At 61.3% G+C, this 25,792-nt stretch carries 21 protein-coding genes and 1 pseudogene; 12 read left to right on the forward strand and 10 right to left on the reverse strand.

Features of this window, described 5'->3' with window-relative positions; all coding sequences use genetic code 11:
• Positions 1-163: 163 nt before the first annotated feature.
• A complete protein-coding gene (locus OS035_RS21565) occupies positions 164-1,111 on the reverse strand; it encodes a dihydrodipicolinate synthase family protein (RefSeq protein WP_165503944.1) in 948 nt (315 codons plus the stop codon).
• Positions 1,112-1,273: 162 nt separating this feature from the next.
• Here OS035_RS21565 and OS035_RS21570 point away from each other — a divergent pair, with 162 nt between their 5' ends.
• From OS035_RS21570 to OS035_RS21590, 5 genes are all read left to right on the forward strand, one after another.
• On the forward strand, positions 1,274-2,302 hold the full coding sequence (locus OS035_RS21570; RefSeq protein WP_097626510.1) for a LacI family DNA-binding transcriptional regulator: 1,029 nt from the start codon (positions 1,274-1,276) through the stop codon (positions 2,300-2,302).
• Between the two features lie 20 nt (positions 2,303-2,322).
• Complete coding sequence (locus OS035_RS21575) at positions 2,323-3,426, forward strand: DNA alkylation repair protein (RefSeq protein ID WP_183777563.1); 1,104 nt, start codon at positions 2,323-2,325, stop codon at positions 3,424-3,426.
• Positions 3,427-3,683: 257 nt separating this feature from the next.
• Positions 3,684-5,372: a DEAD/DEAH box helicase gene (locus OS035_RS21580; RefSeq protein WP_097626508.1), complete on the forward strand. Its 1,689-nt coding sequence runs from the start codon at positions 3,684-3,686 to the stop codon at positions 5,370-5,372.
• 202 nt (positions 5,373-5,574) lie between these two features.
• The gene (locus OS035_RS21585; protein WP_331814064.1) at positions 5,575-6,564 is read left to right on the forward strand and encodes an AraC family transcriptional regulator; all 990 of its coding nucleotides are present in this window, start codon (positions 5,575-5,577) and stop codon (positions 6,562-6,564) included.
• 58 nt (positions 6,565-6,622) lie between these two features.
• Positions 6,623-7,831 carry an MFS transporter gene (locus OS035_RS21590; RefSeq protein WP_097626506.1) on the forward strand — a complete coding sequence of 403 codons (1,209 nt, stop codon included), beginning with the start codon at positions 6,623-6,625 and terminating at the stop codon, positions 7,829-7,831.
• A gap of 346 nt (positions 7,832-8,177) precedes the next feature.
• On the opposite strand, the gene OS035_RS21595 is transcribed toward OS035_RS21590, so the two are convergent.
• On the reverse strand, positions 8,178-9,077 hold the full coding sequence (locus tag OS035_RS21595; RefSeq protein WP_183777562.1) for a DMT family transporter: 900 nt from the start codon (positions 9,075-9,077) through the stop codon (positions 8,178-8,180).
• Positions 9,078-9,636: 559 nt separating this feature from the next.
• Between OS035_RS21595 and OS035_RS21600 the strand changes: the two genes are divergently transcribed.
• From OS035_RS21600 to OS035_RS21615, 4 genes are all read left to right on the forward strand, one after another.
• Entirely contained in the window at positions 9,637-11,046 is a 1,410-nt protein-coding gene (locus tag OS035_RS21600) for a circularly permuted type 2 ATP-grasp protein (protein WP_183777561.1), read from the forward strand.
• Entirely contained in the window at positions 11,046-11,987 is a 942-nt protein-coding gene (locus OS035_RS21605) for an alpha-E domain-containing protein (protein ID WP_097626500.1), read from the forward strand. The genes OS035_RS21600 and OS035_RS21605 overlap by 1 nt, the downstream gene beginning before the upstream one ends.
• A gap of 12 nt (positions 11,988-11,999) precedes the next feature.
• Positions 12,000-12,824, forward strand: coding sequence for a transglutaminase family protein (locus OS035_RS21610; RefSeq protein ID WP_097626498.1), 825 nt, complete (start codon positions 12,000-12,002; stop codon positions 12,822-12,824).
• A gap of 487 nt (positions 12,825-13,311) precedes the next feature.
• A complete protein-coding gene (locus OS035_RS21615) occupies positions 13,312-14,574 on the forward strand; it encodes an MgtC/SapB family protein (protein ID WP_183777560.1) in 1,263 nt (420 codons plus the stop codon).
• A 124-nt stretch (positions 14,575-14,698) separates the two neighbouring features.
• Here the strand turns inward: OS035_RS21615 and OS035_RS21620 are convergent, their stop codons facing one another.
• The gene (locus tag OS035_RS21620; RefSeq protein WP_097626494.1) at positions 14,699-15,448 is read right to left on the reverse strand and encodes an SDR family NAD(P)-dependent oxidoreductase; all 750 of its coding nucleotides are present in this window, start codon (positions 15,446-15,448) and stop codon (positions 14,699-14,701) included.
• A 96-nt stretch (positions 15,449-15,544) separates the two neighbouring features.
• Here OS035_RS21620 and OS035_RS21625 point away from each other — a divergent pair, with 96 nt between their 5' ends.
• Complete coding sequence (locus tag OS035_RS21625; protein WP_097626492.1) at positions 15,545-16,162, forward strand: TetR/AcrR family transcriptional regulator; 618 nt, start codon at positions 15,545-15,547, stop codon at positions 16,160-16,162.
• 19 nt (positions 16,163-16,181) lie between these two features.
• Here OS035_RS21625 and OS035_RS21630 read toward each other — a convergent pair whose 3' ends face one another.
• Both OS035_RS21630 and OS035_RS21635 read right to left on the reverse strand, forming a co-directional pair.
• Positions 16,182-16,409 carry a helix-turn-helix transcriptional regulator gene (locus tag OS035_RS21630; protein WP_331814065.1) on the reverse strand — a complete coding sequence of 76 codons (228 nt, stop codon included), beginning with the start codon at positions 16,407-16,409 and terminating at the stop codon, positions 16,182-16,184.
• 22 nt (positions 16,410-16,431) lie between these two features.
• Complete coding sequence (locus tag OS035_RS21635; protein WP_331814066.1) at positions 16,432-17,148, reverse strand: hypothetical protein; 717 nt, start codon at positions 17,146-17,148, stop codon at positions 16,432-16,434.
• Between the two features lie 59 nt (positions 17,149-17,207).
• Between OS035_RS21635 and OS035_RS21640 the strand changes: the two genes are divergently transcribed.
• A complete protein-coding gene (locus tag OS035_RS21640) occupies positions 17,208-18,110 on the forward strand; it encodes a DMT family transporter (protein WP_097626488.1) in 903 nt (300 codons plus the stop codon).
• Positions 18,111-18,265: 155 nt separating this feature from the next.
• Positions 18,266-18,490: pseudogene (locus OS035_RS21645) on the forward strand (HD-GYP domain-containing protein); the annotation flags it as partial.
• A gap of 82 nt (positions 18,491-18,572) precedes the next feature.
• Here the strand turns inward: OS035_RS21645 and araD are convergent.
• The 5 genes from araD to mmsA form a co-directional block, all read right to left on the reverse strand.
• Positions 18,573-20,312: an L-arabinonate dehydratase gene (gene araD, locus OS035_RS21650; protein ID WP_097626486.1), complete on the reverse strand. Its 1,740-nt coding sequence runs from the start codon at positions 20,310-20,312 to the stop codon at positions 18,573-18,575.
• A 62-nt stretch (positions 20,313-20,374) separates the two neighbouring features.
• Entirely contained in the window at positions 20,375-21,808 is a 1,434-nt protein-coding gene (locus tag OS035_RS21655; protein WP_097626484.1) for an aldehyde dehydrogenase family protein, read from the reverse strand.
• Between the two features lie 35 nt (positions 21,809-21,843).
• Positions 21,844-22,839, reverse strand: a complete 996-nt coding sequence (gene araD1, locus OS035_RS21660; protein ID WP_183777559.1) for an AraD1 family protein — start codon at positions 22,837-22,839, stop codon at positions 21,844-21,846.
• A 115-nt stretch (positions 22,840-22,954) separates the two neighbouring features.
• Complete coding sequence (gene mmsB / locus OS035_RS21665; RefSeq protein ID WP_097626481.1) at positions 22,955-24,166, reverse strand: multiple monosaccharide ABC transporter permease; 1,212 nt, start codon at positions 24,164-24,166, stop codon at positions 22,955-22,957.
• On the reverse strand, positions 24,163-25,701 hold the full coding sequence (gene mmsA, locus OS035_RS21670) for a multiple monosaccharide ABC transporter ATP-binding protein (RefSeq protein ID WP_064840274.1): 1,539 nt from the start codon (positions 25,699-25,701) through the stop codon (positions 24,163-24,165). The genes mmsB and mmsA overlap by 4 nt, the downstream gene beginning before the upstream one ends.
• Between the last annotated feature and the right edge of the window lie 91 nt (positions 25,702-25,792).

Below are 25,792 nucleotides of genomic sequence, written 5' to 3' on the forward strand. Positions count from 1 at the left end.
GCCAGGGGCGCTCCTGCTTGATGGTTATTTTTGCGTGCCGGTTTGTCCTGTTGATGCGCTGCGCTTTGAACGGCGAGCCACCTTTGGCCAAGGCTGTGCTCCCACGCTGCCTCCTGCCCATCGAAGCGACGCCCCTGCGCAATGCACAGGAGCGTCGAATGAATCACTCGGCGGCCAGGAGCTGGTCGACGCGGCCGATACCGGCGGCATCGAAGGCGGCAAAGATTTCCGCTTCGGCTTTTGCGCCAAGATTCTTCAGCGGTTCGCGGATTGTCGCATGCTCAAGGATGCCGCGATGGACGAGACCGAGTTTGAGCGCGACGGTCCCCTCCATATGGGAGCCGCGATGATAGACGGCTCGCGTCACCGGAAGAAGGCGTTCGAAAATCTTGCGGGCTTCAGGGTAGTTCTGCGCCCTGCCTGATTTGATCAGCTCGATCAGCAGTTCCGGCGCGATATTGCCGTAACCGACGAGCAGGCCATCGACGTCGAACATGGTCGGCAACAGCCATTCGTCGTGGCAGCTCAGAACTTGCAGATCAGGATTGGCTCTCTTCAGTTCCGGAATCTCGACATACCAGCGCTTCATGTTGCGCACGCCATTCTTGGTGGCGACGACGCCTTCCTGGGTGGCGATCGCCAGCTGCGTGTCGAGATCATAGGATGCTTTGGTGGCATCGGGATATTGGAACAGGATGCACTGCAGGCCGGATTCCTGCCAGACCGCCTTGTAGCGATCCTGGGGCGCACCCTTCTGAAAGCCGAAGCGCAGCCAACCGTGGTTCGGATAGACGAGCGCGCCGGTTGCCCCAGCCGCCTTGCACTTCCTGGCTTCTTCGGCGGCGACCTTCGTGCCTTCACCGGTAATCCCGGCAATGATCGGAACGGCGCCGTCAACCGCTTCGACATAGGTGCGGACGAGCGCCAGCCGCTCGTCTTCCGTGAGGAAAGTACCCTCGCCGGCATGGCCGAGAATGACGAGGCTTTTGACCCCTTCCATCGAAACCAGCCATTTGGCGATTTTTGCGTTGGCTTTGTGATCGACTTCGCCGTCGCGGGTGAAAGCGGTTACGGGGGCCGGGCTCAGCCCGCGCATGTCCATGGGTTGCATCTTGATCTCCTCCTCTATGCGATCGCGTACATCAGCGACCGGCAATAGGATCGTTAGCGGGAACGTTCCCAATATCGTTCTCGAAACTGCTGGAGTCAATGTCTTTTTTAGTGCATCTTCGGAAACGGGGGCGGATTGCCCGACTCTAGTGGAAAAGGCTCAATGAATTCAAAGGCAGACGAAATTCCCGGCCAGATCCGCGTCAACATTCACGACGTGGCTGCCGCAGCCGGCGTCTCCAAGTCGACCGTATCGCGCCTACTTGACGAACGGCTTCCACGCTCAGACAGCGAGACCGCGCGTCGGGTGCGCAGGGTGGCCGAAGAGCTTGGGTATGTCAGGGACGTTTCTGCAGCAAGCCTCAGGCGCGGCAACACCATGACGGTCGGGGTGATCGTGCCCAGGCTGACGGACACGGTCATGGCCATGCTTTACGAAGCCCTGGCCAAAGCCTGTAGTCGTACCGGCCGCTTCGCGATCGTCGCCACCACCGACGACAAGCCGAAGGCAGATCGGCTGGCCGCCGAGTCTCTTCTGAAACGCGGTGTCGATGGACTGATTCTTTCAACGGCCCGGGAGGACGACGACTTTCCGGACGAGTTGGCAAAACGCGGCGTCCCGTATGTCCTTGCTCTTCGAACCGATGGTCACAGCCTCTCTTCGGTTGGCGACGACAGGCTTGGCGGTTATCTCGCGGCCCGCCATCTGCTCGATCTAGGCCATCGCAGAATTGGGATCATCGCCGGCCCATCCTATGCTTCCAGCGCTCGGGGCCGAGTCGAAGGGTTCAAGCAGGCTCTCGAAGAAGCTGGATTGAATACAGATCCCTCCTACATCGTTCCCTCGACATTCGGCATCGAATCGGGCGCTCTCGCTGTCGAGACACTGATGACTCTCACTCCTCGCCCGACCGCTGTTTTCGCCGTCAACGACAATACCGCCATCGGAGCCTTGTCGGGACTGACGAAACTCGGCCTTTCCGTGCCCCAGGACATCTCGGTCGTCGGTTACAACGACATTCCGATCGTCTGCCACCTCCCCACGCCGCTCACGACGTTGCGGGTGCCGCTCGACCAAATTGCCTCAAACGCCCTCGATCTTCTTGCGGGTACTGACCGTCTCGCTGACGACCGTATTCGGATCTCGGCTCCAACACTCATTCCCAGGAAATCGACAGCGCCGATACGCTAGGAGTCGTGAGAGGTATAAACATGCCGGAACCACTCAAGAATCTGCTGCATCAGGCGCTGGTCGCCGACATGGCCGATCGCATCGCCGCCAATGCGCCCACCTTCGACACGAGCCGTTTCGTGGCGCTGGCGACCGATGGCCTCGGGGCGCTGGAGCTGATGGAGCGCTCGGCCCTGATCCGCGACGCGCTGTTTGCCACGCTTCCCGATGATTTTACCAAGGCCGCCGCCATCCTGAAGGCGAGCCTGCCTGTCTCAGGCAGGCCCGGGCTTTCCGGCTGGATGCTGCTGCCGGTCAACCAGTTCATCGCGGCCCGCGGCCCCGATCATTTCGATCTCGGCCTCGATCTGCTGAAGGCGCTGACGCCGCATTTCACCGCCGAATTCGGTATCCGCCAATTCATCCACCGCGACCAGCAGCGCGCGCTCGCCATCATCTCCCGCTGGGTCGGCGACCCTGATCGGCACGTGCGCCGGCTGGCGAGCGAGGGAACGCGGCCGCGCCTGCCTTGGGCCATGCGCCTGCCGCAACTTGTGAAAGACCCCGCGCCGATCCTGCCGATCCTGACCGCGCTGATCGACGATCCGGAAGATTATGTCCGCCGCTCCGTTGCCAACAGTCTGAACGACATCGCCAAGGATCACCCGGATCTGGTCGCAGCCTTCATCGCCAGCAGTATCGAGGGGGCGTCGCCCGAGCGGCGCCGAATGCTGAAACATGCTTCGCGCACGCTCCTGAAGAAGGGTCATGCGCAAGCGCTCGCCAATTTCGGCTTTAGGGCGGCTACGGCGCTGACATGCGAACTACGCCTCCTGAACGGCGAGGTCACGTTCGGCGAGGGGTTGGATTTCGAAATCCACGTCAACAATGCCGGCGAGACCGCGCAATCGCTGATGATCGACTACGCCATCCACCACGTGAAGGCCGACGGCTCGCTCTCGCCCAAGATCTTCAAATGCAAGACGATCATGCTCGCACCCGGGCAAAGCCACGCAATCGAGCGCCGCCACGCCCTGCGGCCGATCACCACCCGGCGCTATTACCCCGGCGAGCACCGCATCGCCATCCTCGTCAACGGCTGGGAAAGCGCATCTCAAAGCTTCTTGCTCGTGATGCCCGACTAAGTTCTACCGGAGGCTTTCTTGTGCACTGCACTTGACTTTCCGCGCGAACTAGCCCAAATGCAGCCCAGCTTTCACCCTTCCGGCCGCCGCGTGAGCGTGCCCCTGCTAAAAAATACGGACGCAGGAAGAAGGGACAAAAGCGCATTTCGATAGAGCGCCGCACTCCCATGAGCGGCCAGAAGCGCTGGAAAGCTTTTTCCAACTCACAAGTTCCCACTTCACGCGGGGTTCTTGACGCCAGAATGAAACCGGATCGCATGGTGCGCTCCGGCGATAGTCGTTGTGGCGCCCCGAAAGGTTATGCCTTGACTAATTTTGAATCGCTTGGTGTCTCCAAGCCGATCGTCGCCACCTTGTTCCAGCTCGGCATCGAAACGCCGACGCCGATCCAGGAACAGGCCATCCCCCTTCTCCTCCAGGGCCGAGACCTGATCGGCCTTGCCCAGACCGGCACCGGCAAGACCGCCGCCTTCGGCCTGCCGCTCATCGAAAAGCTGCTTGCCGACGAGCGCCGCCCCGACAACCGCACGACGCGGACGCTGATCCTGGCGCCGACCCGCGAACTGGTGAACCAGATCGCCGACAATCTGAAGAAGTTCATCCGCAAGTCGCACCTGCGCGTCAATGTCGTCGTCGGCGGCGTCTCGATCAACAAGCAGCAGCTGCAGCTCGAAAAGGGCACCGATGTCCTGGTCGCAACGCCGGGCCGCCTGCTCGATCTCGTCAATCGCCGCGCCATCACCCTGACCACGGTGCGTTATCTCGTGCTCGACGAAGCCGATCAGATGCTTGATCTCGGCTTCGTGCACGATCTGCGCAAAATCGCCAAGCTGGTGCCGAAAAAGCGCCAGACCATGCTGTTTTCGGCCACCATGCCGAAGACGATCGCCGATCTCGCCGGCGAATATCTCGTCGATCCGGTCAAGGTCGAAGTCACTCCGCCCGGCAAGGCTGCCGACAAGGTCGAGCAGTATGTCCATTTCGTCGCCGGCAAGAACGACAAGACGGAACTGCTGCGCAAGTCGCTGACCGAAAATCCCGATGGCCGCGCCATCGTCTTCCTGCGCACCAAGCACGGCGCCGAGAAGCTGATGAAGCATCTCGACAATATCGGCTATTCCGTCGCCTCGATCCACGGCAACAAGAGCCAGGGCCAGCGCGAGCGGGCGCTGAAAGCCTTCCGCGACGGCAGCATCAAGACGCTGATCGCCACCGACGTTGCCGCCCGCGGCATCGACATCCCGGCCGTCAGCCATGTCTATAACTACGACCTGCCCGAAGTGCCCGACGCCTATGTCCATCGCATCGGCCGCACGGCGCGCGCCGGCCGCGACGGCATCGCGATCGCCTTCTGCGCCCCCGACGAAGCCAAGCTGTTGCGCGATATCGAGCGCCTGATGGGCATCGACATCGCAGTCGCAAGCGGCGAAGCGCCGGCCAATATCGGCAGCGCCGGCCCCCGCCGCGGCAACGGCAATGGCAACAACCGCAATCGCGGTGGCGGCCAGGGTCGCGAAGGCCAGGGTCGCGGCGAAGGCCGTGGCGATCAGAACCGCTCGGAGCATCGCGGCAGCCGCCAGGAGCGCCGCCCGCGTCCCGAACGCACAAGCCGCAACGAGGATTTCCGCGGCCAGCGCCGCGGTGAAGCCACCCCCAATCTCGGCCCCGACAACGACCTGGTCTCGACCTCCGACTTCCGCCCCTCGGCAAAGCCGCAGCGTCCTGCCCATGGCGGTCCTAATAGCCATCATGCCAATGGCGAGCCGAGCGGTCATCACCGCGGCAACGGCCGCCACGCCCACGGCCGCCCGGCCCGCAAGCATGGCGAAGACCGCGGCCCGCAGCAGACCCAGGGCGGCGAACCGCGCCGCGAGGGCAATGGCGGCAACGGCCGCGGCGGCTCCGGCTCCCGCAATGGCGGTGGCCAACGTCGCGAACGCGCCTGAGCGCCGATTGATTTAAAGGAAAGGCCGAATATCTCCGGTCTTATACGTTGGGAGGCCGGAGCATCTGACAGGTGCTCCGGCCTTTCTCTCTTTGTGGTGGCAACATCGCAACGGCAGTCCGGGGCCCAGCCGGTCCTTCGCCCGTACATCGAGACGGGCACATCCGCTTGAATGTCGGACGCTTGAGACCTAAATTGGCTAAATGCTTGACCATCCGTCCCGGCCGTTGTCGCCGTCAACTATCCCAATGGATGCCCTGAGCGAAGTCCTGCAAGACTTTCGCTTGAGCGGGGTCAACTATGGCCGCTGCGAGCTCAGGCATCCATGGAGCATCGCCTTTCCGCAACAACAGCTGCTTCATTTCCACTTCGTCAGCCAAGGTCCGTGCTGGATCCATACCGAAGTCGAAGGATGGCAGGAGTTAAACGATGGCGATCTGGTTCTGCTGCCTCAAGGCATCGCACATCGGTTAGCCAGCGCGCCGGATGTTGAAGGAGATTCGCTTAAAAGCTGTCAGATAACAAGGGTGGGAAGCAATGTCTGCGATGTCGTGCGGGAGGGAATGGGGGCGAATAGCACCCTCTTCTGTGGTTCCATGGCTTTGGGCGCGCATGCGCTTCACCCCTTGATCGCTCTGATGCCGCCAATCATCAAGGGCTGCGATGTGGCCGGCAATGACCCGATCGTTGGCCCCCTTCTGGCCGCCATGTCGGCGGAAGCGACACAGCCCCAAATGGGAAGCGCGACCGTGCTATCGCGAATGGCGGACTTGCTCGCGGCGCGGCTTATCCGCTGCTGGGTCAATTGCAGCGGAGCTTCGACCACCGGCTGGCTCGCCGCCATCCGGGATCCTCATATCGGTCGTGTATTGGCGGCCATGCACCGGGACCCCGGCCATAACTGGACCCTCGAAAGCCTCGCTGGTGTGGCTGGCCAGTCGCGCTCGATCTTCGCCGAACGCTTCAGCGCTATCTTGGGTGAAGGCGCGGCACATTACCTCGTCCGTCTGCGTATGCAGCTTGCCCGCGATTTGTTGGGTCAAAGCGGCATGTCGATCGCGGAAGTTGCTTCCCGGCTGGGCTATGAGTCCGAGGCGTCTTTCGCGCGCGCCTTCAAACGCGTCACCAACGTTTCACCCGGGATTGTGCGCCGCACAAGTTCCGGACGAATGGATATAGATTTCGGATTTTAAGACACATATCATCCTGAAAACTTCGTCTATCAAATCTCCGAACATAGGAGATAGTTCAATGACGGACTCAACATCACAGTTCGACGGGATCGCAATTGGCCTGGAGACGGATGAACCATCCGCGTGGAACACGGCGACCTGGTTTGCCGTTGTTTCGATGGCAGCCACCAGCTTTGCGCTGGTGTCCGCTGAGTTCCTGCCGGCGGGCCTGTTGACGCCGATGGCGCGCGATCTCGGCATTTCCGAGGGAACGGCCGGACAAGTCGTCACCGCCACCGCTTCTGTCGGCGCCGTGGCGGCCTTATTGAGCAACGTCCTCATCGGCCGACTGAACCGCAAAACCGTGCTGGTCAGCCTCAGCGCGCTGGCGATCGGCTCCAATGTTCTGGCATCATTGGCGACTGATTTTTGGCTGTTGTTGGTGGGCCGGGCCGGGTTGGGCATCGCGCTGAGCGGCTTTTGGGCGCTTTCAGTAGCCGTCGTGGCGAGGCTGGTCGGCGCTAATGCGACAGGTCGGGGCATGGCTATCGTCACCCTCGGCGTTTCGCTCGCCACGATAGCTGCACCATCAATGGGTGCTTTGATCAGCGATTGGCTGGGATGGCGCAGCGCCATGGCGATGACAGCCGGGCTTGCCGCGCTTGCCATGCTGCTGCAACTGATCAGCTTGCCGACGCTTCCTGCAAGCACAAGCAACAGTATCGCTGATGTTTTCCGGCTGACACGACGGGGCGGCATTCAACTGGGAATGCTTGCCATCCTTTTGCTGATGACCGGGCATTTTGCCGGGTCGGTTTATGTGCGTCCTTTCCTCGAACAGGTAACGCTCCTTGATACCCGATCAATCGCCCTGGCACTGCTCGGATTTGGCATCGCCTCCGTGATCGGCAATGTTGCCGGTGGCCGAATGGCCGATGCCAGTATCCGGCTGGCACTCGCTGTCACCGCCGCGCTGATGACGGTTGCAGCGCTCGCTCTGGTGCTTTGGGGCGCCCATACCGGCATTGCGTTCGCCCTCGTCGCACTTTGGGGCTTTGCCTTCGGAATGGCGCCGGTCGTGCTGCCGACCAATCTTTCCCGCGCAGCCCCAGACGCTCTGGAGGCGGCGGGTAGCCTGATGGTCGTCTCTTTTCAGGTGGCCATCAGTATCGGCGCGGTTTTTGGCGGCTATATCGTCGACCACTACGGCGCCGTGGGACCATTGACTGTGACGGCGATCCTGGCTGCATCGACGATTGCCTTGGCGTTGCTGCAGCCCCGCAACTGATCATTGCTTTCAACCTGCGGATCACGCACAGTCGAACTGAAGATGCTCTGGATAACAGGTCACCGGCAATCGTCGGCGACCTCCAATGCGTTCCGTCCGGGGTTCGGTGACTAGAGCATGCTGCCGAAAAGTGCGAGCGGTTTTCGGGCGACATCATGCTCTAACTCTTTAATTTAGAACAGGATTCAGATTTAAGGCCGACCCGGCCTTAACTCATCCTGTTCTAGCGGCAAGAGTGGAATGTCGTCGGGAAAGAAAACTTTCTTAGCGGCACCGGTAGCCGTCGCCGATTGCGTCTACGAAGAGACGCTCCTCGTCCGGCGGCGGCCTTGGCGCGGCCGGCGGCCTATACGCTCGCGGGCACCTGCTGAACGACCCTGCGGTTTGTCATGTAGACACCCGTGACCACGATCGCCGTGCCCACAATCAACGGCAGGGTCAGTGGCTCCCCGAAGGCGATGAAGGCCTCGAGCGCGACGGCCGGCGGCATCAGATAGATCAGCGAAGCCGCACGCGAGACCTGCCCCCGGCGGATGAGATAGAGCAGCAGCCCGACACCGCCCATCGACAGGCCGAAGACCGACCAGGCGAGCGCGGCATAGGCCCGTGCGGCACCATCGAAATGCTGGTGCTCGAAGATCAGCGACAGCGGCAGGGTGAGGATCAGCGCCCCGACATATTGCAGCGTCGCGATGGTCCTGAGGTCGCCGGATTGCAGGTGTTTCTTCTGATAGAGCGTGCCGTAGGTGACCGATCCCATGGCGATGAGGTTGATCGCCAGCGGCAGGGCGGCATGCGTGAGATCTGATGTCGCCGGATCGACGAGCTTCGGCGAAATGGCGATGGCAATGCCGATGAAGCCGAAGGCAAGGCCGAGCTTCTGCGTCTGCTGCAACCGCTCGCCGACCAGAAAGGGAGCCGCCATCGCCGTCAACAACGGCTGCAGCGCCGCGATGATCCCCGATATGCCGGCCGGCACGCCATTGGCGATCGCCCACCACAGGCCAGCGAGATAAAAACCATGCAGGAAAAAGCCGGAATAGATGGCGCGCAGCCAGGTCGTCCGGCTTGTCGGCCATTGCGCCCGCATCACCACGCAGAGCGCCAGGAATGCCAAAGCCGACAGCCCGTAGCGTATCGAAAGAAAGGTGAAGGGCTCGGAATGCAGCGCCGCATATTTCGCCACCACCCAGCCTGTGGACCAGAGCAGAACGAAAAGAGCCGGGGCAAGGCGGTCGAGGGACATGAGGCTGCTCGGGAGAAAAGAGTTCGCCGTGCTGATAGCGGCACCGGGCGGTCACAGTCAAAGGCGAAGCGTTGATGCTTATTTGAAATTTCGCTGATGGTGGGACGACGGACATGCTGAAGATGATACTTTTGGTGGACGAGCCTATCGACATCTCGACGCCATGCCATGGCCAAGAAGGATCGCCGACACATCCCCCGCCCACCCTCATCCCTGTGCTCGTCACAGGGATCCAGCGCGCCCAAGTCCTTGGGCGCAGGAGACTCACTTCACCGTAGAAGTCATTCGCCGCGCCGACGCGCGTCGGCTAGATTCCTGTGACGAGCACAGGAATGAGGGAGCAAGTGGGAAGGCCGCGCTCCCACAAACTCGCCGAACGAAAAACCATCACCTGCCCAAATTTTGCGCAGCCTTCGCGGAGCAGCCATCCGCCACCTCGCTTCCACCGCCCGGATTCCCCTGTTTCCCGCAACGCAAAATCTTTTCCTCGAACTGCGCATGGTTCTTGCATTGCAATTTGCGTTGTATTCAAATGAACAAAAAAGGGGAGCACGCACCTTTGGCATTTGATGAAATGATTACCGGGGACGAAAGTCCTCGCCCGCCTTATGAAAAATATTTTGAGTGGTACAACAGCCAAGACCGGTCGCATCTGATTGCCAAATCCCGCGATGCGGAAAACATCTTCCGGAAGACCGGCATCACTTTCGCGGTCTACGGCCATGCCGATAGCTCCGAAAAGCTCATCCCCTTCGACATCATCCCGCGCATCATCTCCGCCCGCGAATGGCGCAGGCTCGCCCAGGGCATCGAGCAGCGGGTGATCGCGCTCAACGCCTTCTTGGACGATATCTACCACAAGCAGGAGATCATCCGCGCCGGCCGCGTCCCGCGCGAGCTGATCGAGAACAACGTCACCTTCATCCCTGAGATGATCGGCTTCCGCCCGCCGGGCGGCGTCTACACCCATATCGTCGGCACCGACATCGTGCGCACCGGCGAGGACCAGTTCTACGTGCTGGAGGATAATGCCCGCACGCCTTCCGGCGTCAGCTACATGCTGGAAAACCGGGAAACCATGATGCAAATGTTCCCGGAACTCTTCCATGAGAACAAGGTGCAGCGCGTCGAAGACTATCCCTATCTCTTGCGCCAGAGCCTTGCTTCGCTCGCCCCTCCCGGCTGCAGCGGCAAGCCGCGCGTCGCGGTGCTGACCCCCGGCATCTACAATTCGGCCTATTACGAGCATTCCTTCCTCGCCGACATGATGGGCGTCGAACTGGTCGAAGGCTCGGATCTGCGCGTCATCGACGGCAAAGTGAAGATGCGGACGACCCGCGGTTACGAGGCGATCGACGTGCTCTACCGCCGCGTCGACGACGATTTCCTCGATCCGCTGACCTTCCGGGCCGATTCCGCACTCGGCATTCCCGGCATCATGGATGTCTACCGCTCCGGCAACATCACCATCGCCAACGCGCCCGGCACCGGCATTTGCGACGACAAGGCGATCTATTCCTATATGCCGGAGATCGTCGAATTCTACACCGGCAGCAAGGCGCTGCTCGAAAACGTGCCGACCTGGCGCTGTTCGGAGACATCAAGCCTGAAATACGTGCTGGAGCATCTTGAGGAATTGGTCGTCAAGGAAGTGCACGGCTCCGGCGGCTACGGCATGCTTGTGGGACCGACGGCCTCGAAGAAGGAGCGCGCCGATTTTGCCGAGAAGCTGAAGGCCAAGCCGAACAATTATATCGCCCAGCCGACGCTGTCGCTCTCCACCGTGCCAATCCTCGTCAACAAGGGCATTGCGCCGCGCCATGTCGACCTGCGTCCCTATGTGCTCGTGTCGGACAAGGTTCAGATCATTCCGGGCGGGCTCACCCGCGTGGCGTTGAAGCAGGGCTCGCTGGTGGTCAATTCCAGCCAAGGCGGCGGCACCAAAGACACCTGGGTATTGGAGGACTGATGCTCGGAAGAACCGCAAACGGCCTCTACTGGATGTTCCGGTACATCGAGCGCGCCGAAAATATCGCCCGCCTTGTCGATGCCGGGCTGCGCATGTCGCTGACCCGCAGCAGTGCCGGCGACGACAACTGGGATGGCGTGCTGCAAAGTGCCGGCGTTCGCGAAGCCTATGACGAGGGCCACACGAAGCTGACCAATGCCGATGCGATCGACTATCTCCTGCGCGATCGCGCCAACCCGTCGAGCGTCATGTCCTGCATCGAGTCCGGCCGCAACAATGCCCGTATGGTGCGCACTGCGCTGACGCGAGAGACCTGGGAAGCGACCAACGAATGCTGGATCGACCTGAAGTCGCTGCTCGAAAAGCGCGTCAAGCCGGCCGAAATGCCTGAAGTCATCGACACCATCAAGCGCCGCGCCGGTCTCATCCGCGGCGCCTTCCATGGCTCGACGCTGCGCAATGAACTCTATAATTTCGCCCGCATCGGCACCTTCATCGAGCGGGCAGACAATACCAGCCGTATTCTCGACGTGAAATATTACGTGCTGCTGCCTTCGGTCTCGGCCGTCGGCTCCTCGCTCGACAACGTCCAGTGGGAATCGATCCTGCGCTCGGTCTCCGCCCACCGTGCCTATAGCTGGGCCTATGACGGCGAATACCGGGCGATGAACATCGCCGACTTCCTGACGCTGAACGTGCAGATGCCGCGTTCGCTCGCCTATTGCTACGAGAAGATCGTCAGCAATCTCGGCTATCTCGCCCAGGATTACGAGGCGCGGCTGCCTGCCCACGATACCGCCGATGCAATCCGCACCACGCTGCAGACGCGGGCGATTCGCGACATCATGGATCAGGGCCTGCACGAGTTCCTGGAGGATTTCGTCTCGCGCAACAACCAGCTCGGCGCGGAAATTTCCGACGGCTACCGGTTCTACGTTTAAGCGGATCAGAACATGAGACTGAAAATCAGCCACCTCACCGAATACCGCTACGACGAACCGGCGCAGTTCTCGCTGCAGCGCCTCAGGCTGACGCCGCCGACAACAGCCGCCCAGAAGGTGCTCGGCTGGTCGCTGAACGTCGAGGGCGCCAAGCCCGAGGTGGAATATGACGACCAGTACGGCAATCACGTCAACCTGGTCTCGCTGGAAGGCGCACAGCACCTGACGCGCATCTTCGCCGAAGGCGAGGTCGAAACGACTGATAATAACGGCGTCACCGGCCCGCATACCGGCTTCTGCCCGCTTTGGCTCTTCCTGCGCGAAACGCCGCTCACCAAGGGCGGCAAGCTGGTCAAGGAGCTGATCAAGGGGGTCGCTGGCGATAACGAACTTGCCCGCATGCATGCGCTGATGGCAGCAATCCATGAGACGGTCGACTATAAGCCCGGCACCAGCAACACCGCGACGACGGCCGAACAGGCGCTGGAAAGGAAGAGCGGCGTCTGCCAGGACCATGCCCACATCTTCATTGCCGCCGCCCGCGCCCTGCAGGTACCGGCCCGTTATGTCTCGGGCTATCTGATGATGGAGGAAAAGGTCGAGCAGGCGGCGACCCATGCCTGGGCCGAAGCCCATATTCCCGGCCTCGGTTGGGTCGGTTTCGATCCCGCCAACGAGATCTGCCCGGATACGCGTTATGTCCGCGTTGCCTCCGGCCTCTGCTACCGCGACGCCGCCCCGATTTCGGGCATGCGTATCGGCACGCCGGGTGAAACGCTGTCGGTGACCGTGAAGGTCGAGGATGGCGGCCAGATGCAAAGCCAGAGCCAGAGCTAAGCGGCATCGGCCGCTCGGAAGAGCGAGATCCAAATCTCGGCTCCCTTGCATGCGCGCACCGGATTTCGACGGTCTTCCAGGGCTGATATCTATGTGCTCAACTGCTGGCGACATCCGGCCTTTCCCCCTCGAAGGGCCATGGCTGGGCCTATCCATCGCGCGGCGGCGATCTCCTGCAGATGGATTGGCCTCGGCCGCGCCGTTTCACCAGCACGTCACGCCGCCAGACGATGCGGAATTCGGACAGCCTATTGAGGCCCGATATCCGCCGCCAACACCTGTCGGGTATCACGCATGGACATGGCTCAACGAGAAGCATCCCGGCTCGCATCAGGCGAACGCAGCCAACGTTGATCCGTCGCAATGACCGGGCCGCATGGCCGTGGTTGGATTTCAGAAACAAGCAGAGCGGAATACACCGTCGTCGTGGCATATTGGGCAGAAGCTCCCGCGAAGACGGCCTGGCTGACAATGTCTGGATCTTCGGATGATGACTTCATTGGTGATGACGGACGCATTCCAACGTCTCAGCCTGGCGCTTGCGATCGGCATCCTCGTCGGGATCGAGCGCGGATGGCGCGAACGCGAGGCTGCGCCGGGCAAGAGAGTGGCGGGCATCCGCACCTATGGCCTGTCGAGCTTCCTCGGCGGCTTTTGCGGTTTTCTGCAGCCGATCACAGGACCGATCCTGCCGACGGCCATCTTCGTGTTCTTCTGTATCACAGTGCTCGTCTTCAGCGGCATGCAGGCAGCACGGGAGAAAGATTACAGCGCGACCGGCACCATCGCCGCGATAACGGTCTTTGCGCTGGGCTTCGGTGCCGTCGTTGCGGATATGACGGCGACTGCGGCGAGTGCCGTCGCGATCACCGCGCTTCTGGCGGCGCGGGAGCCGCTGCATGGATTTCTCCGGAAACTGACCTGGCTCGAATTACGGGCCGCGCTGATTCTGCTGACGATGACGGTCGTCATTCTTCCGATTCTACCCGACGAGGCGGTCGATCCCTGGCAGACGATCAACCCTTTCGAGCTTTGGATGATGACCATCCTGATCGGTGCGGTTTCATTCGCCGGTTACGTCATGATCAGGCTCAGCGACGCCAAGGCCGGGATATTGCTGACCGGGGCCTGCGGCGGCATCGTCTCGTCGACGGCGCTGACGCTTTCCTTCGCCCGCCAGTCGACGCAGATGCCCGCCCTCTCGCCGCTGCTTTCGGCCGGAGCGATGCTGGCGGGAGCCGTATCCCTCAGCCGGGTGCTGTTGATCTGCGGCGTCATCGCGCCTGATATACTGAAGGAGCTTGCGGCATCGCTCGGCCCGGCTGCCGCGATCCTTGCCGTGGGCGGTTGCCTCGCCGGATTGTCGCGGCGCTCCGATGGCGGTTCCGATTTTTCGCCTCGAAATCCGCTGGAAGTGATGGTCGTCATCCGCTTCGCGCTTCTGCTTGCCGTCGTGACCATCGTGACGCGGGCAACTTTGGCAGTCTTTGGAACCCAGTCGCTCGTCGCGGTCGCTTTCATCACGGGGCTCGGCGATCTCGATGCCATTACCCTCTCCATCGCCAAGCTGTCGTCGCAGACCGTACCTGCGGACGCGGCCGCACATGCGATAGCGGTCGCCGCCTTTGCCAATCTTCTGGCGAAAACCGGTCTTGCGGCAACGACAGGAAGCACTGGTTATGCGGTTCGACTGGCGATCACGACCGGCATAGCGACACTTGCAGGCGCCGCCGGCTTATTTCTGGCGTGAACAGCCGTCGCGGGCGCGATATCCCTCAGCCCCGGCGCTTTTGCAAATCATGGACGAAAGCGTCGACGATATCGGCAGTGGAGCGGCATTTTTTTCGGCGGTGAATTGTCGCCGGTGTTGATGATCACACTGAGGCGCCGCCGTCGATGACGATATCCTGACCGACGATATAGGAGGCGGCTGTGGATGCGAGCCAAAGCGCTGCAGCGGCAACCTCGTCGGTCGTTGCCACCCGTTTGGAAGGATTGGTGGCGGCGACGCGAGCGTCACGCGCCGCTCGATCCTCACCGGGACGGATGGAAAGGGGTGTATCCACCGGCCCCGGGCAAAGACAGTTGATGCGGACGCCATGCGGAATGGCTTCCAGCGCCGCCGTGCGCGTCAAGCTGCTGACGGCAGCCTTTGAGGCGGCATAGGCGCCCATGGTGGGGCGCACGATCCGCGCGCCGATATTCGAGCCGATGTTGATGATCGCGCCGCCGCCCGTCGCCTTCATGACCCGGATTTCGTGCTTCATCGACAGCCAAAGCCCGGTCACGTTGACATCAAAGACATGGGCGAAGGCTTCAGCCGCCATTTCGTCGACCGCGCCGCTGAGCACGATACCGGCGGCGTTCACAGCAACATGCAACGGTCCTACCTGGTCGACCAAGGCGCCGACCGACCGCTCATAGGTCACATCGGCTGAAACGGCGAACGCTTCACCACTCCCCTCGCGGATGAGGCGCGCGGTCTCTTCCAGTTCCTCCTGCCGTCGCCCGGCCAACACCACCCTGGCCCCGGAATTGGCGAAGGCAATCGCGATGCTGCGCCCGATGCCGCTGCCGGCGCCGGTGATAAGGGCTGTCTTGCCGGAAAACTCTAAGCTGGCCATGGCTCACCTATTTATGTGTCAATCAGCACAGAAATAGGTTATTGCACCGACCCTGTCTAGAGATTTATATGTCGCTCGACACAGAATGAGGCACCCATGGCTGAACGAGGGCGACCAAGGAATTTCGACCGCGCGCAGGCACTGGACCGGGCGCTGATGGCGTTCTGGCAGAACGGCTTTGCGGCGACATCGATGAACGATCTTGTCGAGGCAATGGGGATCAACTCGCCGAGCATCTACGCAGCATTCGGATCGAAGGAAGCGCTGTTCGCCGAGGCCGTGCAGCATTATCACACAGCTTATGCGGACGACCTGCCGGCAGCACTGAAAAGCGCGCCCGACGCCGCCGGCGGCATCGAAGCCATGTTGGAGGCGGCGGTGGAACTGTTCACCCGCGCGAATAGGCCGCATGGCTGCTTTGTCGTGAACTCCGTGGCGAGCAATGCGCCGAACGGGATCGAAATAGAGCAGACCCTGAAAGAGCTGCGGCAGGGACGGTCGAAGCAGATTGCCGAGCGCCTGACCGAAGATGTGCGCGGCGGCAGACTTCGGGATGATACACCCGTTCAGGAACTGTCGGACCTTTACGCTGCCATCCTTCAAGGCCTCGCTCAAGGCGCGCGCGATGGTCTTGCCAAGGAGCGCCTGCTGACAATCCCCCGCCATTCGAGGGCTCTCATTTCTCCGTGGATGGCAGACAAGAACTCTCGCTAGCGGGAGCGGGCGCCCTGTCTCACGGCAGGCTTCGCCACTCCCCTGGCGGCACGCCGGTGGTCGCTTTAAAAGCTTTGGAAAAATGGCTTTGTGACCCGAAGCCGCAGGCGGAGGCAACGGTTGCAAGGCTGTTTTCGCGGTTGCGAAGGAGCCTTTCTGCTTGCTCGATCCGCCGCGCCGCCACGTAGCGATGCGGAGGCATGCCGAAGCTGACGCGAAACATCTTGGCAAAATGAAAGGTGCTCAAGCCGGCTTCCCGTGCCAGCCGATCAAGCGTCAGCGCCTGCTCGAGGTTGGCGTCGATGTAATCGACGCACCGAGGGTGAAAGCCCTCCGCGCACGGCCTCCTGCCGCGCCTGCCGATTGTGCGATTTCAAGATCCGATGAATGAGAAGCCTACAAACCGCATCGAGAGCGACACGGTCGCTCTTTTCCTGCCAGTTCAAAGGCAAAACCCCTCCCCGGACAATCATCGCCATCGCCGGATCATCACAAAACGTCAGATCCATCAGATCGATATGCCTCGGGTCGATGTCGAACGACGTCAGCGCTTCATAAGCGAGGAGCTCGGGATCGACGTAAAGATGAAACATCCTCAGTGGCCCGCCAATATGCCATTGGCTTTTGTGTTCGGCCGGCAAGAGGCAAAGCTTGCCCGGTGCTCCGCCCGATAGCCGCTTATCCTCGCGAATGACCCTTTCGCCGCCGTCAAGATAGATGCTCAGCGTGTGATGATCGGGGCGCTCGTAGAACGCTTCTCCTGCGCGGTTGGTCCACTCCGCAAGCGACAGTCCCCGGTCGACCGAGCCGGAGCGCTGCAGGCATGCGCCGGATCTTGAGAGCGCTTCTTTAACTGTCAGACGGTGTTGCTGTTCCATGATCCATCGGGGCCTCGTCTCACGAGTTTGAATGGGACGGCGCAGCCGATCAATAGGGCCAAAGGCAAAAAACCCAAGAATATACAATGCCTCCACGGTCTGCGGCATAGACCTGGCTGTTCGGCTCGATATCGATCCTCCCATTGTCGTTGACGGAGTGAAAGACCATGACCGGCCTCTGCTATGCTTTAACCGTGCTGATCTGGGGCACCACCTGGATCGCCATCAAGAACCAGCTTGGCGTCGTTCCGATTGAAGCGTCGATCGCCTACCGCTTCGCCCTCGCCGGCGTGATATTATTTGTAGGCCTGACGGTTGCGAAGAGGCTTCAGCCCATTCCCTTGCGTCATCATCCCTATGTGGTCCTGCAGTCGATCTGTCTCTTTTCCTGTAATTTTCTTTGTTTCTATATCGCCGAAACCTTGGTGCCGAGCGGCATTGTTTCGGTGATCTTTTCAGCTGCGACAATCTTCAATCTTGCCAATGGCATGGTCGCATTTGGCCAGAGGCCGTCGGCGCGCATTCTCCTGGGCGCGGCCTTCGGCGTTGCCGGCATTGTCTGCCTTTTCTGGAATGAAGCTGCCGCCGCCGCATTCGACCGCAACGTGGTGATCGGCGTGATGCTCGCCCTCCTCGGGACATGGTTCTTTTCGGTCGGCAACCTGGTGTCCGTACGCAACAGGAAGCACGGATTGTCGGTGACTTCGGTAAACGCATATGGAATGCTCTACGGTGCGGGCATCGTCTCGGCATTCGCCGCCATTCGGGGTGTTGAATTTACCTTCGATCCTTCAGCGTCCTATGTCGGCTCTCTCCTTTATCTCGCAATTTTCGGCTCCGTAATCGGGTTTACCACCTATCTCACCGTCGTTAATCGGCTGGGAGCAGCCAAAGCCGCTTATATGACCGTCCTCTTTCCCATCGTTGCCCTGACGATTTCGATGTTTTTCGAAGGTTATCAGCTCGGTCCATTGGCGGCTCTCGGGCTCTGCGCCGTACTGGTTGGAAACGTGCTGGTTTTTTCACCAGTGCCTCGACTGGCCGTTTTTACCCGGCGCTTTCGTCTCTGATGTCAGAGCGAATTTCCTTTGACCCCCTCCCCGAAGCGTCTCGGCTGGCCGTTTCGTCGCGCGTCGGGTGCGGTTCACGTCGCAGGCAAAATGGTCGGTTCGGTTGGAAGCGCTGGAGGCCGGCGCCACGGATTTTTTGGCCAAGCCCTTCGACCCGCTGGACGGAAACCGGCTATCCCAAAGGCCTGTCCAGCGACGCAATCCACATCGACGCACGATCGTCGCGGTTGCCGACGTCTTCGAAGCGCTCTGCTCCGATCGGCCATGTAACAGGCCTGGCCGGTCGAGCAGGCTTACGCAAAAATAATTGCCTGCAGCGGATCGCACTTCGATCCGCCTGCATTGCCACTTTCCGGCGCACGGCAGTCTCGAGCGCCTGAGCGCGCCATTCCGCGCGAACGGCGGACAGAAAAGGCGGGGTTTTGCCCCGCCTCATCAACGATCAATTTCGGATGCACCCGGTTAGTGGCTGTCCTTGCCAACCGCGTTTCCGCGACATCCCTTGAGGAAGTCGAGGTCGGCGCCGGTATCGGCCCCTTCGACATGCTGCTGATGCAGGAAGGCATAACCTGATGTCGGCAGGTCGTGGTTCGGCTGCCATTCGGCCAGCCGGCGCGCCAGTTCCTCGTCGGAAATGTCGAGATGCAGACGACGGTTCGGCACATCGAGCTCGATCATGTCGCCATTCTTCACGACCGCAAGCGGCCCGCCGACCGCCGCTTCCGGCGAGGTGTGCAGCACGACGGTGCCGTAGGCGGTTCCGGACATGCGGGCGTCGGAAATGCGCACCATGTCGAGGATGCCCTTCTTCAGCACCTTCGGCGGCAGTCCCATGTTGCCGACTTCGGCCATCCCTGGATAACCCTTCGGCCCACAGTTCTTCATGACCATGATGCAGTTTTCGTCGATGTCGAGATTGTCGTCGTTGATCTTGGCCTTGTAATCGTCGATGTCCTCGAACACGACTGCCCTGCCCTTGTGCACCAGGAGATGCGGCGAGGCCGCCGATGGCTTCAGCACCGCGCCCTTCGGCGCCAGATTGCCGCGCAGCACAACGATGCCGCCCGAAGAGGTCAGCGCCTTTTCAGCGGGCAGGATGACATCCTCGTTCCAGTTGACGACGTCCTTGACCTCGTCCCAGACAGTTTCGCCGGAGACCGTCAGCGCATCCTTGTGCAGCAGGCCCGCTTCGCCGAGGCGCTTCAGCACCACCGGTAGACCGCCGGCATAGAAGAACTCTTCCATCAGGTACTTGCCCGACGGCATCAGGTTGACGATTGTGGGAACGTCGCGGCCGCAGCGGTCCCAGTCGTCGAGCGACAGATCGATGCCGACGCGGCCGGCAATCGCAAGCAGGTGGATGACGGCATTCGTCGATCCGCCGATCGCCGCATTGGTGCGGATGGCGTTTTCGAAAGCCTGTTTCGTCATGATCTCGGAGGGCTTCAGATCGTCCTTGACCATCTGCACGATGCGGCGGCCGGTCAGTTGCGCCATCACCTTACGGCGGGAATCGACGCCAGGGATCGCGGCATTGCCTGAGAGCGCCATGCCGAGCGCTTCGGCCATCGAGGCCATAGTCGAGGCGGTGCCCATCGTGTTGCAGGTGCCCGACGAACGGCTCATCGAGGCTTCCGCCTCGAGGAACTCGGCCTGCGTCATCTCGCCGGCCTTCACCATTTCGGAGAACTTCCACAGATGCGTACCGGAGCCGACGCGTTCGCCGCGGAAATAGCCGTTCAGCATCGGCCCGCCGGTGACGACAATCGACGGCAGGTCGCAGGAGGCGGCCCCCATCAGAAGCGACGGCGTGGTCTTGTCGCAGCCGACCAGCAAGACACAGCCATCCATCGGCTGGCCGCGGATCGCCTCTTCCACCGCCAGTGCGGCAAGGTTGCGGTACATCATCGCGGTGGGGCGGAAGGTGTTTTCGGATGCGGAAAATACCGGCACCTCGAGCGGGAAGCCGCCGGCCTCCCAGACGCCCGCCTTCACCTTCTCGGCGAGCTCTCTCAGATGACCGTTGCACGGGGTCATATCCGACCAGGTGTTGAGGATGCCGATTACCGGCCTTCCATCGAACAGGTCGTGGGGATATCCCTGGTTCTTAAGCCAGCCGCGGTGATAGATCACGTCGCGGCTCGTGCCGCCGTACCATTCCTGCGACCTCAGCCTGCGCGGCCATTCTGCTTTTTTCTTCATAGTCTCTGTCCTTCAGGATACCCCCTGATCGCCTCGTACGATCAGGGTTATCGCACTTCGTCTCAAGCCAGCGTGTAGGCGGTCTTGACGGTTGTGTAGAATTCGGCGGCGTACTTGCCCTGCTCGCGCGGGCCGTAGGACGAGCCCTTGCGGCCGCCGAAGGGGACGTGGAAATCGACGCCGGCGGTCGGCAGGTTGACCATGACCATGCCGGCTTCCGAATTGCGCTTGAAGTGCGTCGCATGTTTCAGGCTGGTCGTCGCGATGCCGGCCGAAAGCCCGAACGGCGTGTCGTTGGCGATGGCGAGCGCCTCGTCATAATCCTTCGCCCGGATCACCGAGACCACAGGTCCGAAGATCTCTTCGCGCGAAATACGCATCTGGTTGGTCGCTTCGGTAAACAGCGTCGGCTGCAGGTAGAAGCCGGGCGTGTCGCGGGAAATCACCTCGCCGCCGAAGGCGAGCTTGGCGCCTTCCGACTTGCCGATCTCGATATAGTCGGTATCGGTCTTCAGCTGCCGCTCGTCGACGACGGGGCCGATATGCGTGCCGGCTTTCAGCGCATTGTCGACGACGAGCGTCTTCAGCTTGTCGGTCAGCGCCGCGACGAACTTGTCGTGAATGCCTTCGGTGACGATCAGGCGCGACGATGCGGTGCAGCGTTGGCCGGTGGAGAAGAAGCCGGAATTGGCGGCGGCCTCGACGGCGACCGACAGATCGGCGTCGTCGAGCACGACCATCGGGTTTTTGCCGCCCATCTCCAGCTGGAACTTGCGGTTATGCTCGATCGAGGCGGCGGCGACGCGCCGGCCGGTGCCGGTGGAGCCGGTAAAGGTGATGCCGTGAACGTCGGGGCTTTCGAGCATCGCCTGTCCGACGACCGAGCCCTTGCCCATGACGAGGTTCAACACGCCCTTCGGCAGGCCGGCGCGGTTGAGGATGTCGACGATCGCCCAGGAACAGGCGGGCACCAGTTCGGCCGGCTTGAAGACGACGGTGTTGCCGTAGCAAAGCGCCGGCGCGATCTTCCAGGCCGGGATGGCGATCGGGAAGTTCCACGGCGTGATGATACCGATGACGCCGAGGCCCTCGCGGGTGATTTCGACGCCGATGTTCGGGCGTACCGACGGGATGACTTCGCCGGCCAGCCGCAGGGCCTCGCCTGCGAAAAATTCGAAGATCTGCGAAGCGCGGATGACCTCGCCGGTGGCCTCAGGCAGGGTCTTGCCTTCTTCGCGGGCAAGCAGCGCGCCGAGCTCGTCCTTGCGCGCCATGATCTCGTCGCCGGCTTTCTTCAGGATGACGTGGCGTTCCCAGATGCCGGAGCGCGACCAGGCCGGGAAAGCGGCCCTGGCGGCGGCGATGGCGTTTTTGGTGTCTTCGGCGCTGCCGTCGGCATAGAGGCCGACGACTTCGTTGGTATCGGACGGATTGATGTTCTTCGTCGCGTTGGTGCCGACCCATTCGCCGGCGATCAGGTTTTGATAAATGGTCATGGGCTGAATGAGCCTCCTTTACCGTTTATGAGAAATTAGAGCTGCCTGACGGCAATCTCTTCTTCGGCGGCCACCTTCAGCGGATTGCGCAGCGGCAGGCCGAATTCGGCGACTTCGATTTCGAAGACATCACCCTCTTCCGCCTTGATGCCGTCGGCGAAGGAGAGCGTCGCCGTGCCGAACATATGGACATGGACATCGCCCGGAACACGGAAGATGCCGTATTTGAAATGGTGATATTCGAGATTGGCGAAGGTGTGCGACATGTTCGCCTCGCCCGACAGGAAGGGCTTTTCGAAGATCACCTTGTCGCCGCGCTTGATGCGCGAGGTGCCGCGGATGTCGTCCGGGGCGGCGCCGATGCGGATTTCCGGACCATAGGCGGCGGGGCGCAGTTTCGAGTGGGCCAGATAGAGGTAGTTGATCCGCTCGGTGACGTGGTCCGAAAACTCGTTCGACAAAGCGAAGCCGATGCGGAATGGCGAGCCGTCCTTGGCGATCACGTAAATGCCAGCCATTTCAGGCTCTTCGCCACCATCGAGCGCGAAAGAGGGCGAGACGAGCGGCGCGCCCGGGGCGGCAGCGCCGTAGCCGTTGCCCTTGTAGAACCATTCGGGCTGCACACCCTTTTCGCCAGCCTTCGGCTTGCCGTTCTCAAGGCCCATCTTGAACATCTTCATCGAGTCGGTCAGCGTTTCCTCGGCCGCCTCGCTGGTCTTCTTGTGCATGGAATCACGGGTGGCGGCGGAGCCGAGATGCGTGAGACCAGTGCCGGTCAGATGCAGGTGGGCAGCGTCCGGATGGGTGATCGGCGGCAGGAAGCGGCCTTCCGCATAGACCTTCTCAAGATCGACGGCATCACCGTAACCATGCGCCTCGATGACTGAAGCAAGCGACTTGCCGCCGTCGGCGGCTTCCATCGCCAGCGCATAGACGCTGCCGGCATTCTTCACCGATCTTGCAGCGCCGCCCTGCTCGCGCACGGCGACGACGATCTCTCCGTTGGCACCCTTGATCTGGGAAATAAGCACGACTTCGATCCTTCTCGTTCCGGCGAAGACCAGGAAAAGCTCCGCCTGTCCGGCTCCATCAAGAGCCGGAATTGATCACTCATATGACTGCGAATGCGGGGCTGCGCTTGAGCGCTCAGCCCTTGTTCTTGTTGTAGACGTCGAAGAACACGGCGGCGAGAAGCACCGCGCCCTTGACCATCTGCTGCGAGTCGGTGCCGAGGCCGTGGATCGACATGCCGTTGTTCATGATGCCCATGATCAAGGCGCCGATGACCGCACCGGTCACCTTGCCGACGCCGCCCTGGGCCGACGCGCCGCCGATGAAGCAGGCGGCAATGACGTCGAGTTCGAGGCCGAAGCCGCCCTTGGCCGTCGCCGAATTGAGGCGCAGCGCCACGATCAGGCCGGCGAGACCAGCCAGCAGGCCCATATTGGCGAAGGTCAGGAAGGTCAGCCGCTCGGTGTTGATACCGGAAAGCTTGGTCGCCTTCTCATTGCCGCCCATGGCGTAGATGCGGCGGCCGATCGTGGTGCGACGGGTAATAAAGGCGTAGGCCGCGACCAGGGCCAGCATGACGACCAGCACGTTCGGGAAGCCGCGATAGATCGACAGCTGGTAGCCGAGCGCCAGAATGGCGATGGTGACGAGGGCGTTCTGGGCGAGGAAGAAGCCCAAGGGCTCGACGTCATTGCCATGCTTCTCGTTCGACAGCCGCTTGCGCCATGCGAGATAGAAGAGCGCGACGGCGCCGATCACGGTCAGAATGATCGAGGTCGAGTTGATGCCGCCCATATCGAACAGGTTCGGCAGGAAGCCGATGCTGATCAGCTGGAACTCCGGCGGGAACGGACCGATGCTGGTGCCGGTCCCCGATGCGGTCATCACGAACAGCGTCAGCCCGCGGAAGACCAGCATGCCGGCGAGCGTGACGATGAAGGACGGGATCTTGTGATAGGCGACGAAATAACCCTGGACGCCGCCGACGAGCGCACCCATGGCAAGGCATACGACACCCGCCAGGACATAGTTGGTGTGCCATTGCACGGTCATCACCCCGGCGATGGCGCCGATGAAACCGACGACGGAACCGACCGAAAGATCGATATGGCCGGCGACGATGACCAGCAGCATGCCGAGCGCCATGATGACGATGAACGAGTTCTGCAGGATGATGTTGGTCAGGTTGAGCGGCCTGAAGAGAACGCCGCCGGTCGAAATCTGAAAGAACACCATGATCGCGATCAGCGCGATGAACATGCCGTATTCCCGGATGTTGCCGCGAACGTAGTCTCCGATCGAGACGACGCGCCCTTGCTCAGCGATGGGTTGGTTGATCGGCGTCATTGTTTCTTCTCTCCTGAGCGCATGATGGCGCGCATGATGGTTTCCTGGCTCGCTTCTCCCTTCGGCAGTTCCGCAACGATACGCCCTTCATTCATGACGTAGATGCGGTCGCAGGTGCCCAGAAGTTCCGGCATTTCCGACGAGATCATCAGAACGGCTTTGCCGTCAGCCGCGAGCTGATTGATGATAGTATAGATTTCGTATTTTGCACCCACATCGATACCGCGCGTCGGCTCGTCGAGGATCAAAACATCGGGATTGGAGAACAGCCACTTCGACAGCACCACCTTCTGCTGGTTGCCGCCGGAAAGATTGACCGTTTCCTGGAAGATGCTGGAAGAGCGGATGCGCAGCTTCGAGCGATAGTCGGTAGCGACCCGGGATTCCTTGACGCTGTCGATGACCGATGCATTCGACACCGCCTTCAGATTGACCAGCGTCGTATTGTGCAGGATCGTGTCGTTGAGCACCAGGCCGAGCTGCTTGCGGTCTTCGGTGACATAGGCGAGACCGGAATCGATCGCCCGGCGCACGGTGCTGACATCGACCGGCTTGCCGTGCATCAGCACTTCGCCGGATACTTTGTGCCCGTAGGATTTGCCGAACAGGCTCATGGCGAATTCGGTGCGCCCCGCCCCCATCAGACCGGCGATGCCGACGACTTCGCCCTTGCGGACGGTGACGTTGATATTGTGCAGGACCTGGCGGTCGCGGTGATGCTGGTGATAGGCGTTCCAGTTCTTCACTTCGAGAATGGTTTCGCCGATCGGCACCGAACGCGGGGGGTAGCGGTCTTCGAGATCGCGGCCGACCATGTTGCGGATGATGATGTCTTCGCTGATCTCGTCCGCATGACAGTCAAGCGTCTTGACCGTCATGCCGTCGCGCAGAACGGTGATCTGGTCGGCGACCTTGCGGATTTCGTTCAGCTTGTGGGAAATGATGATCGAGGTGATGCCCTGCTTGCGGAATTCCATCAGCAGCGTCAGCAGCGCGTCGGAATCGCTTTCGTTGAGCGAGGCGGTGGGCTCGTCGAGAATGAGCAGCTTGACACTCTTCGACAGCGCCTTGGCGATCTCGACGAGCTGCTGCTTGCCGACGCCGATGTCGGTCACCAGCGTGTTCGGAGATTCCGACAGGCCGACCTTCTTGAGCAGCTGCTTGGTGCGATTGAACGTCTCGTCCCAGCTGATGACGCCGCTCTTGGCATTCTCGTTGCCGAGGAAGATGTTCTCGCCGATCGACAGCAACGGCACCAGCGCCAGTTCCTGGTGAATGATGACGATGCCGATTTCTTCGGAATCCTTCAGGACCTTGAAGTTGCGCGTCTCGCCTTCATAGACGATGTCGCCGTCATAACTTCCGGTGGGGTAGACGCCCGATAGGACTTTCATCAGGGTCGATTTGCCGGCCCCGTTTTCGCCGACCAATGCGTGAATTTCACCCTTGCGAACCTTGAGGTTCACGTTCTCCAGCGCCTTGACGCCCGGGAACGTCTTGGTGATGCTCCGCATTTCGAGGATGGTATTGTCCATAGTCAAAGTTCCAGCGCCGTGAGCCGCCAAGCGGCTTGGCGATCATAAAATCGAAGACCGGAACCCGCAAGCGCGGGTTCCGGCCTCCTGC

This window comes from Rhizobium sp. 268 (assembly GCF_036571585.1).
Lineage (GTDB): Bacteria > Pseudomonadota > Alphaproteobacteria > Rhizobiales > Rhizobiaceae > Rhizobium > Rhizobium redzepovicii.

Excerpts from the sequence above, each read along its gene's own strand:
- OS035_RS21565 (WP_165503944.1), bottom strand. The coding sequence starts at position 1,111 with ATGCAACCCATGGACATGCGCGGGCTGAGCCCGGCCCCCGTAACCGCT.
- OS035_RS21655 (WP_097626484.1), bottom strand. The coding sequence starts at position 21,808 with ATGACCATTTATCAAAACCTGATCGCCGGCGAATGGGTCGGCACCAAC.
- OS035_RS21570 (WP_097626510.1), top strand. The coding sequence starts at position 1,274 with ATGAATTCAAAGGCAGACGAAATTCCCGGCCAGATCCGCGTCAACATT.
- OS035_RS21615 (WP_183777560.1), top strand. The coding sequence starts at position 13,312 with ATGATGACTTCATTGGTGATGACGGACGCATTCCAACGTCTCAGCCTG.
- OS035_RS21575 (WP_183777563.1), top strand. The coding sequence starts at position 2,323 with ATGCCGGAACCACTCAAGAATCTGCTGCATCAGGCGCTGGTCGCCGAC.
- OS035_RS21625 (WP_097626492.1), top strand. The coding sequence starts at position 15,545 with ATGGCTGAACGAGGGCGACCAAGGAATTTCGACCGCGCGCAGGCACTG.
- OS035_RS21635 (WP_331814066.1), bottom strand. The coding sequence starts at position 17,148 with ATGCCGCAGACCGTGGAGGCATTGTATATTCTTGGGTTTTTTGCCTTT.
- OS035_RS21605 (WP_097626500.1), top strand. The coding sequence starts at position 11,046 with ATGCTCGGAAGAACCGCAAACGGCCTCTACTGGATGTTCCGGTACATC.
- OS035_RS21620 (WP_097626494.1), bottom strand. The coding sequence starts at position 15,448 with ATGGCCAGCTTAGAGTTTTCCGGCAAGACAGCCCTTATCACCGGCGCC.
- OS035_RS21585 (WP_331814064.1), top strand. The coding sequence starts at position 5,575 with ATGCTTGACCATCCGTCCCGGCCGTTGTCGCCGTCAACTATCCCAATG.
- OS035_RS21580 (WP_097626508.1), top strand. The coding sequence starts at position 3,684 with ATGGTGCGCTCCGGCGATAGTCGTTGTGGCGCCCCGAAAGGTTATGCC.
- OS035_RS21610 (WP_097626498.1), top strand. The coding sequence starts at position 12,000 with ATGAGACTGAAAATCAGCCACCTCACCGAATACCGCTACGACGAACCG.
- OS035_RS21640 (WP_097626488.1), top strand. The coding sequence starts at position 17,208 with ATGACCGGCCTCTGCTATGCTTTAACCGTGCTGATCTGGGGCACCACC.
- mmsB (WP_097626481.1), bottom strand. The coding sequence starts at position 24,166 with ATGACGCCGATCAACCAACCCATCGCTGAGCAAGGGCGCGTCGTCTCG.
- OS035_RS21595 (WP_183777562.1), bottom strand. The coding sequence starts at position 9,077 with ATGTCCCTCGACCGCCTTGCCCCGGCTCTTTTCGTTCTGCTCTGGTCC.
- OS035_RS21590 (WP_097626506.1), top strand. The coding sequence starts at position 6,623 with ATGACGGACTCAACATCACAGTTCGACGGGATCGCAATTGGCCTGGAG.
- mmsA (WP_064840274.1), bottom strand. The coding sequence starts at position 25,701 with ATGGACAATACCATCCTCGAAATGCGGAGCATCACCAAGACGTTCCCG.
- araD (WP_097626486.1), bottom strand. The coding sequence starts at position 20,312 with ATGAAGAAAAAAGCAGAATGGCCGCGCAGGCTGAGGTCGCAGGAATGG.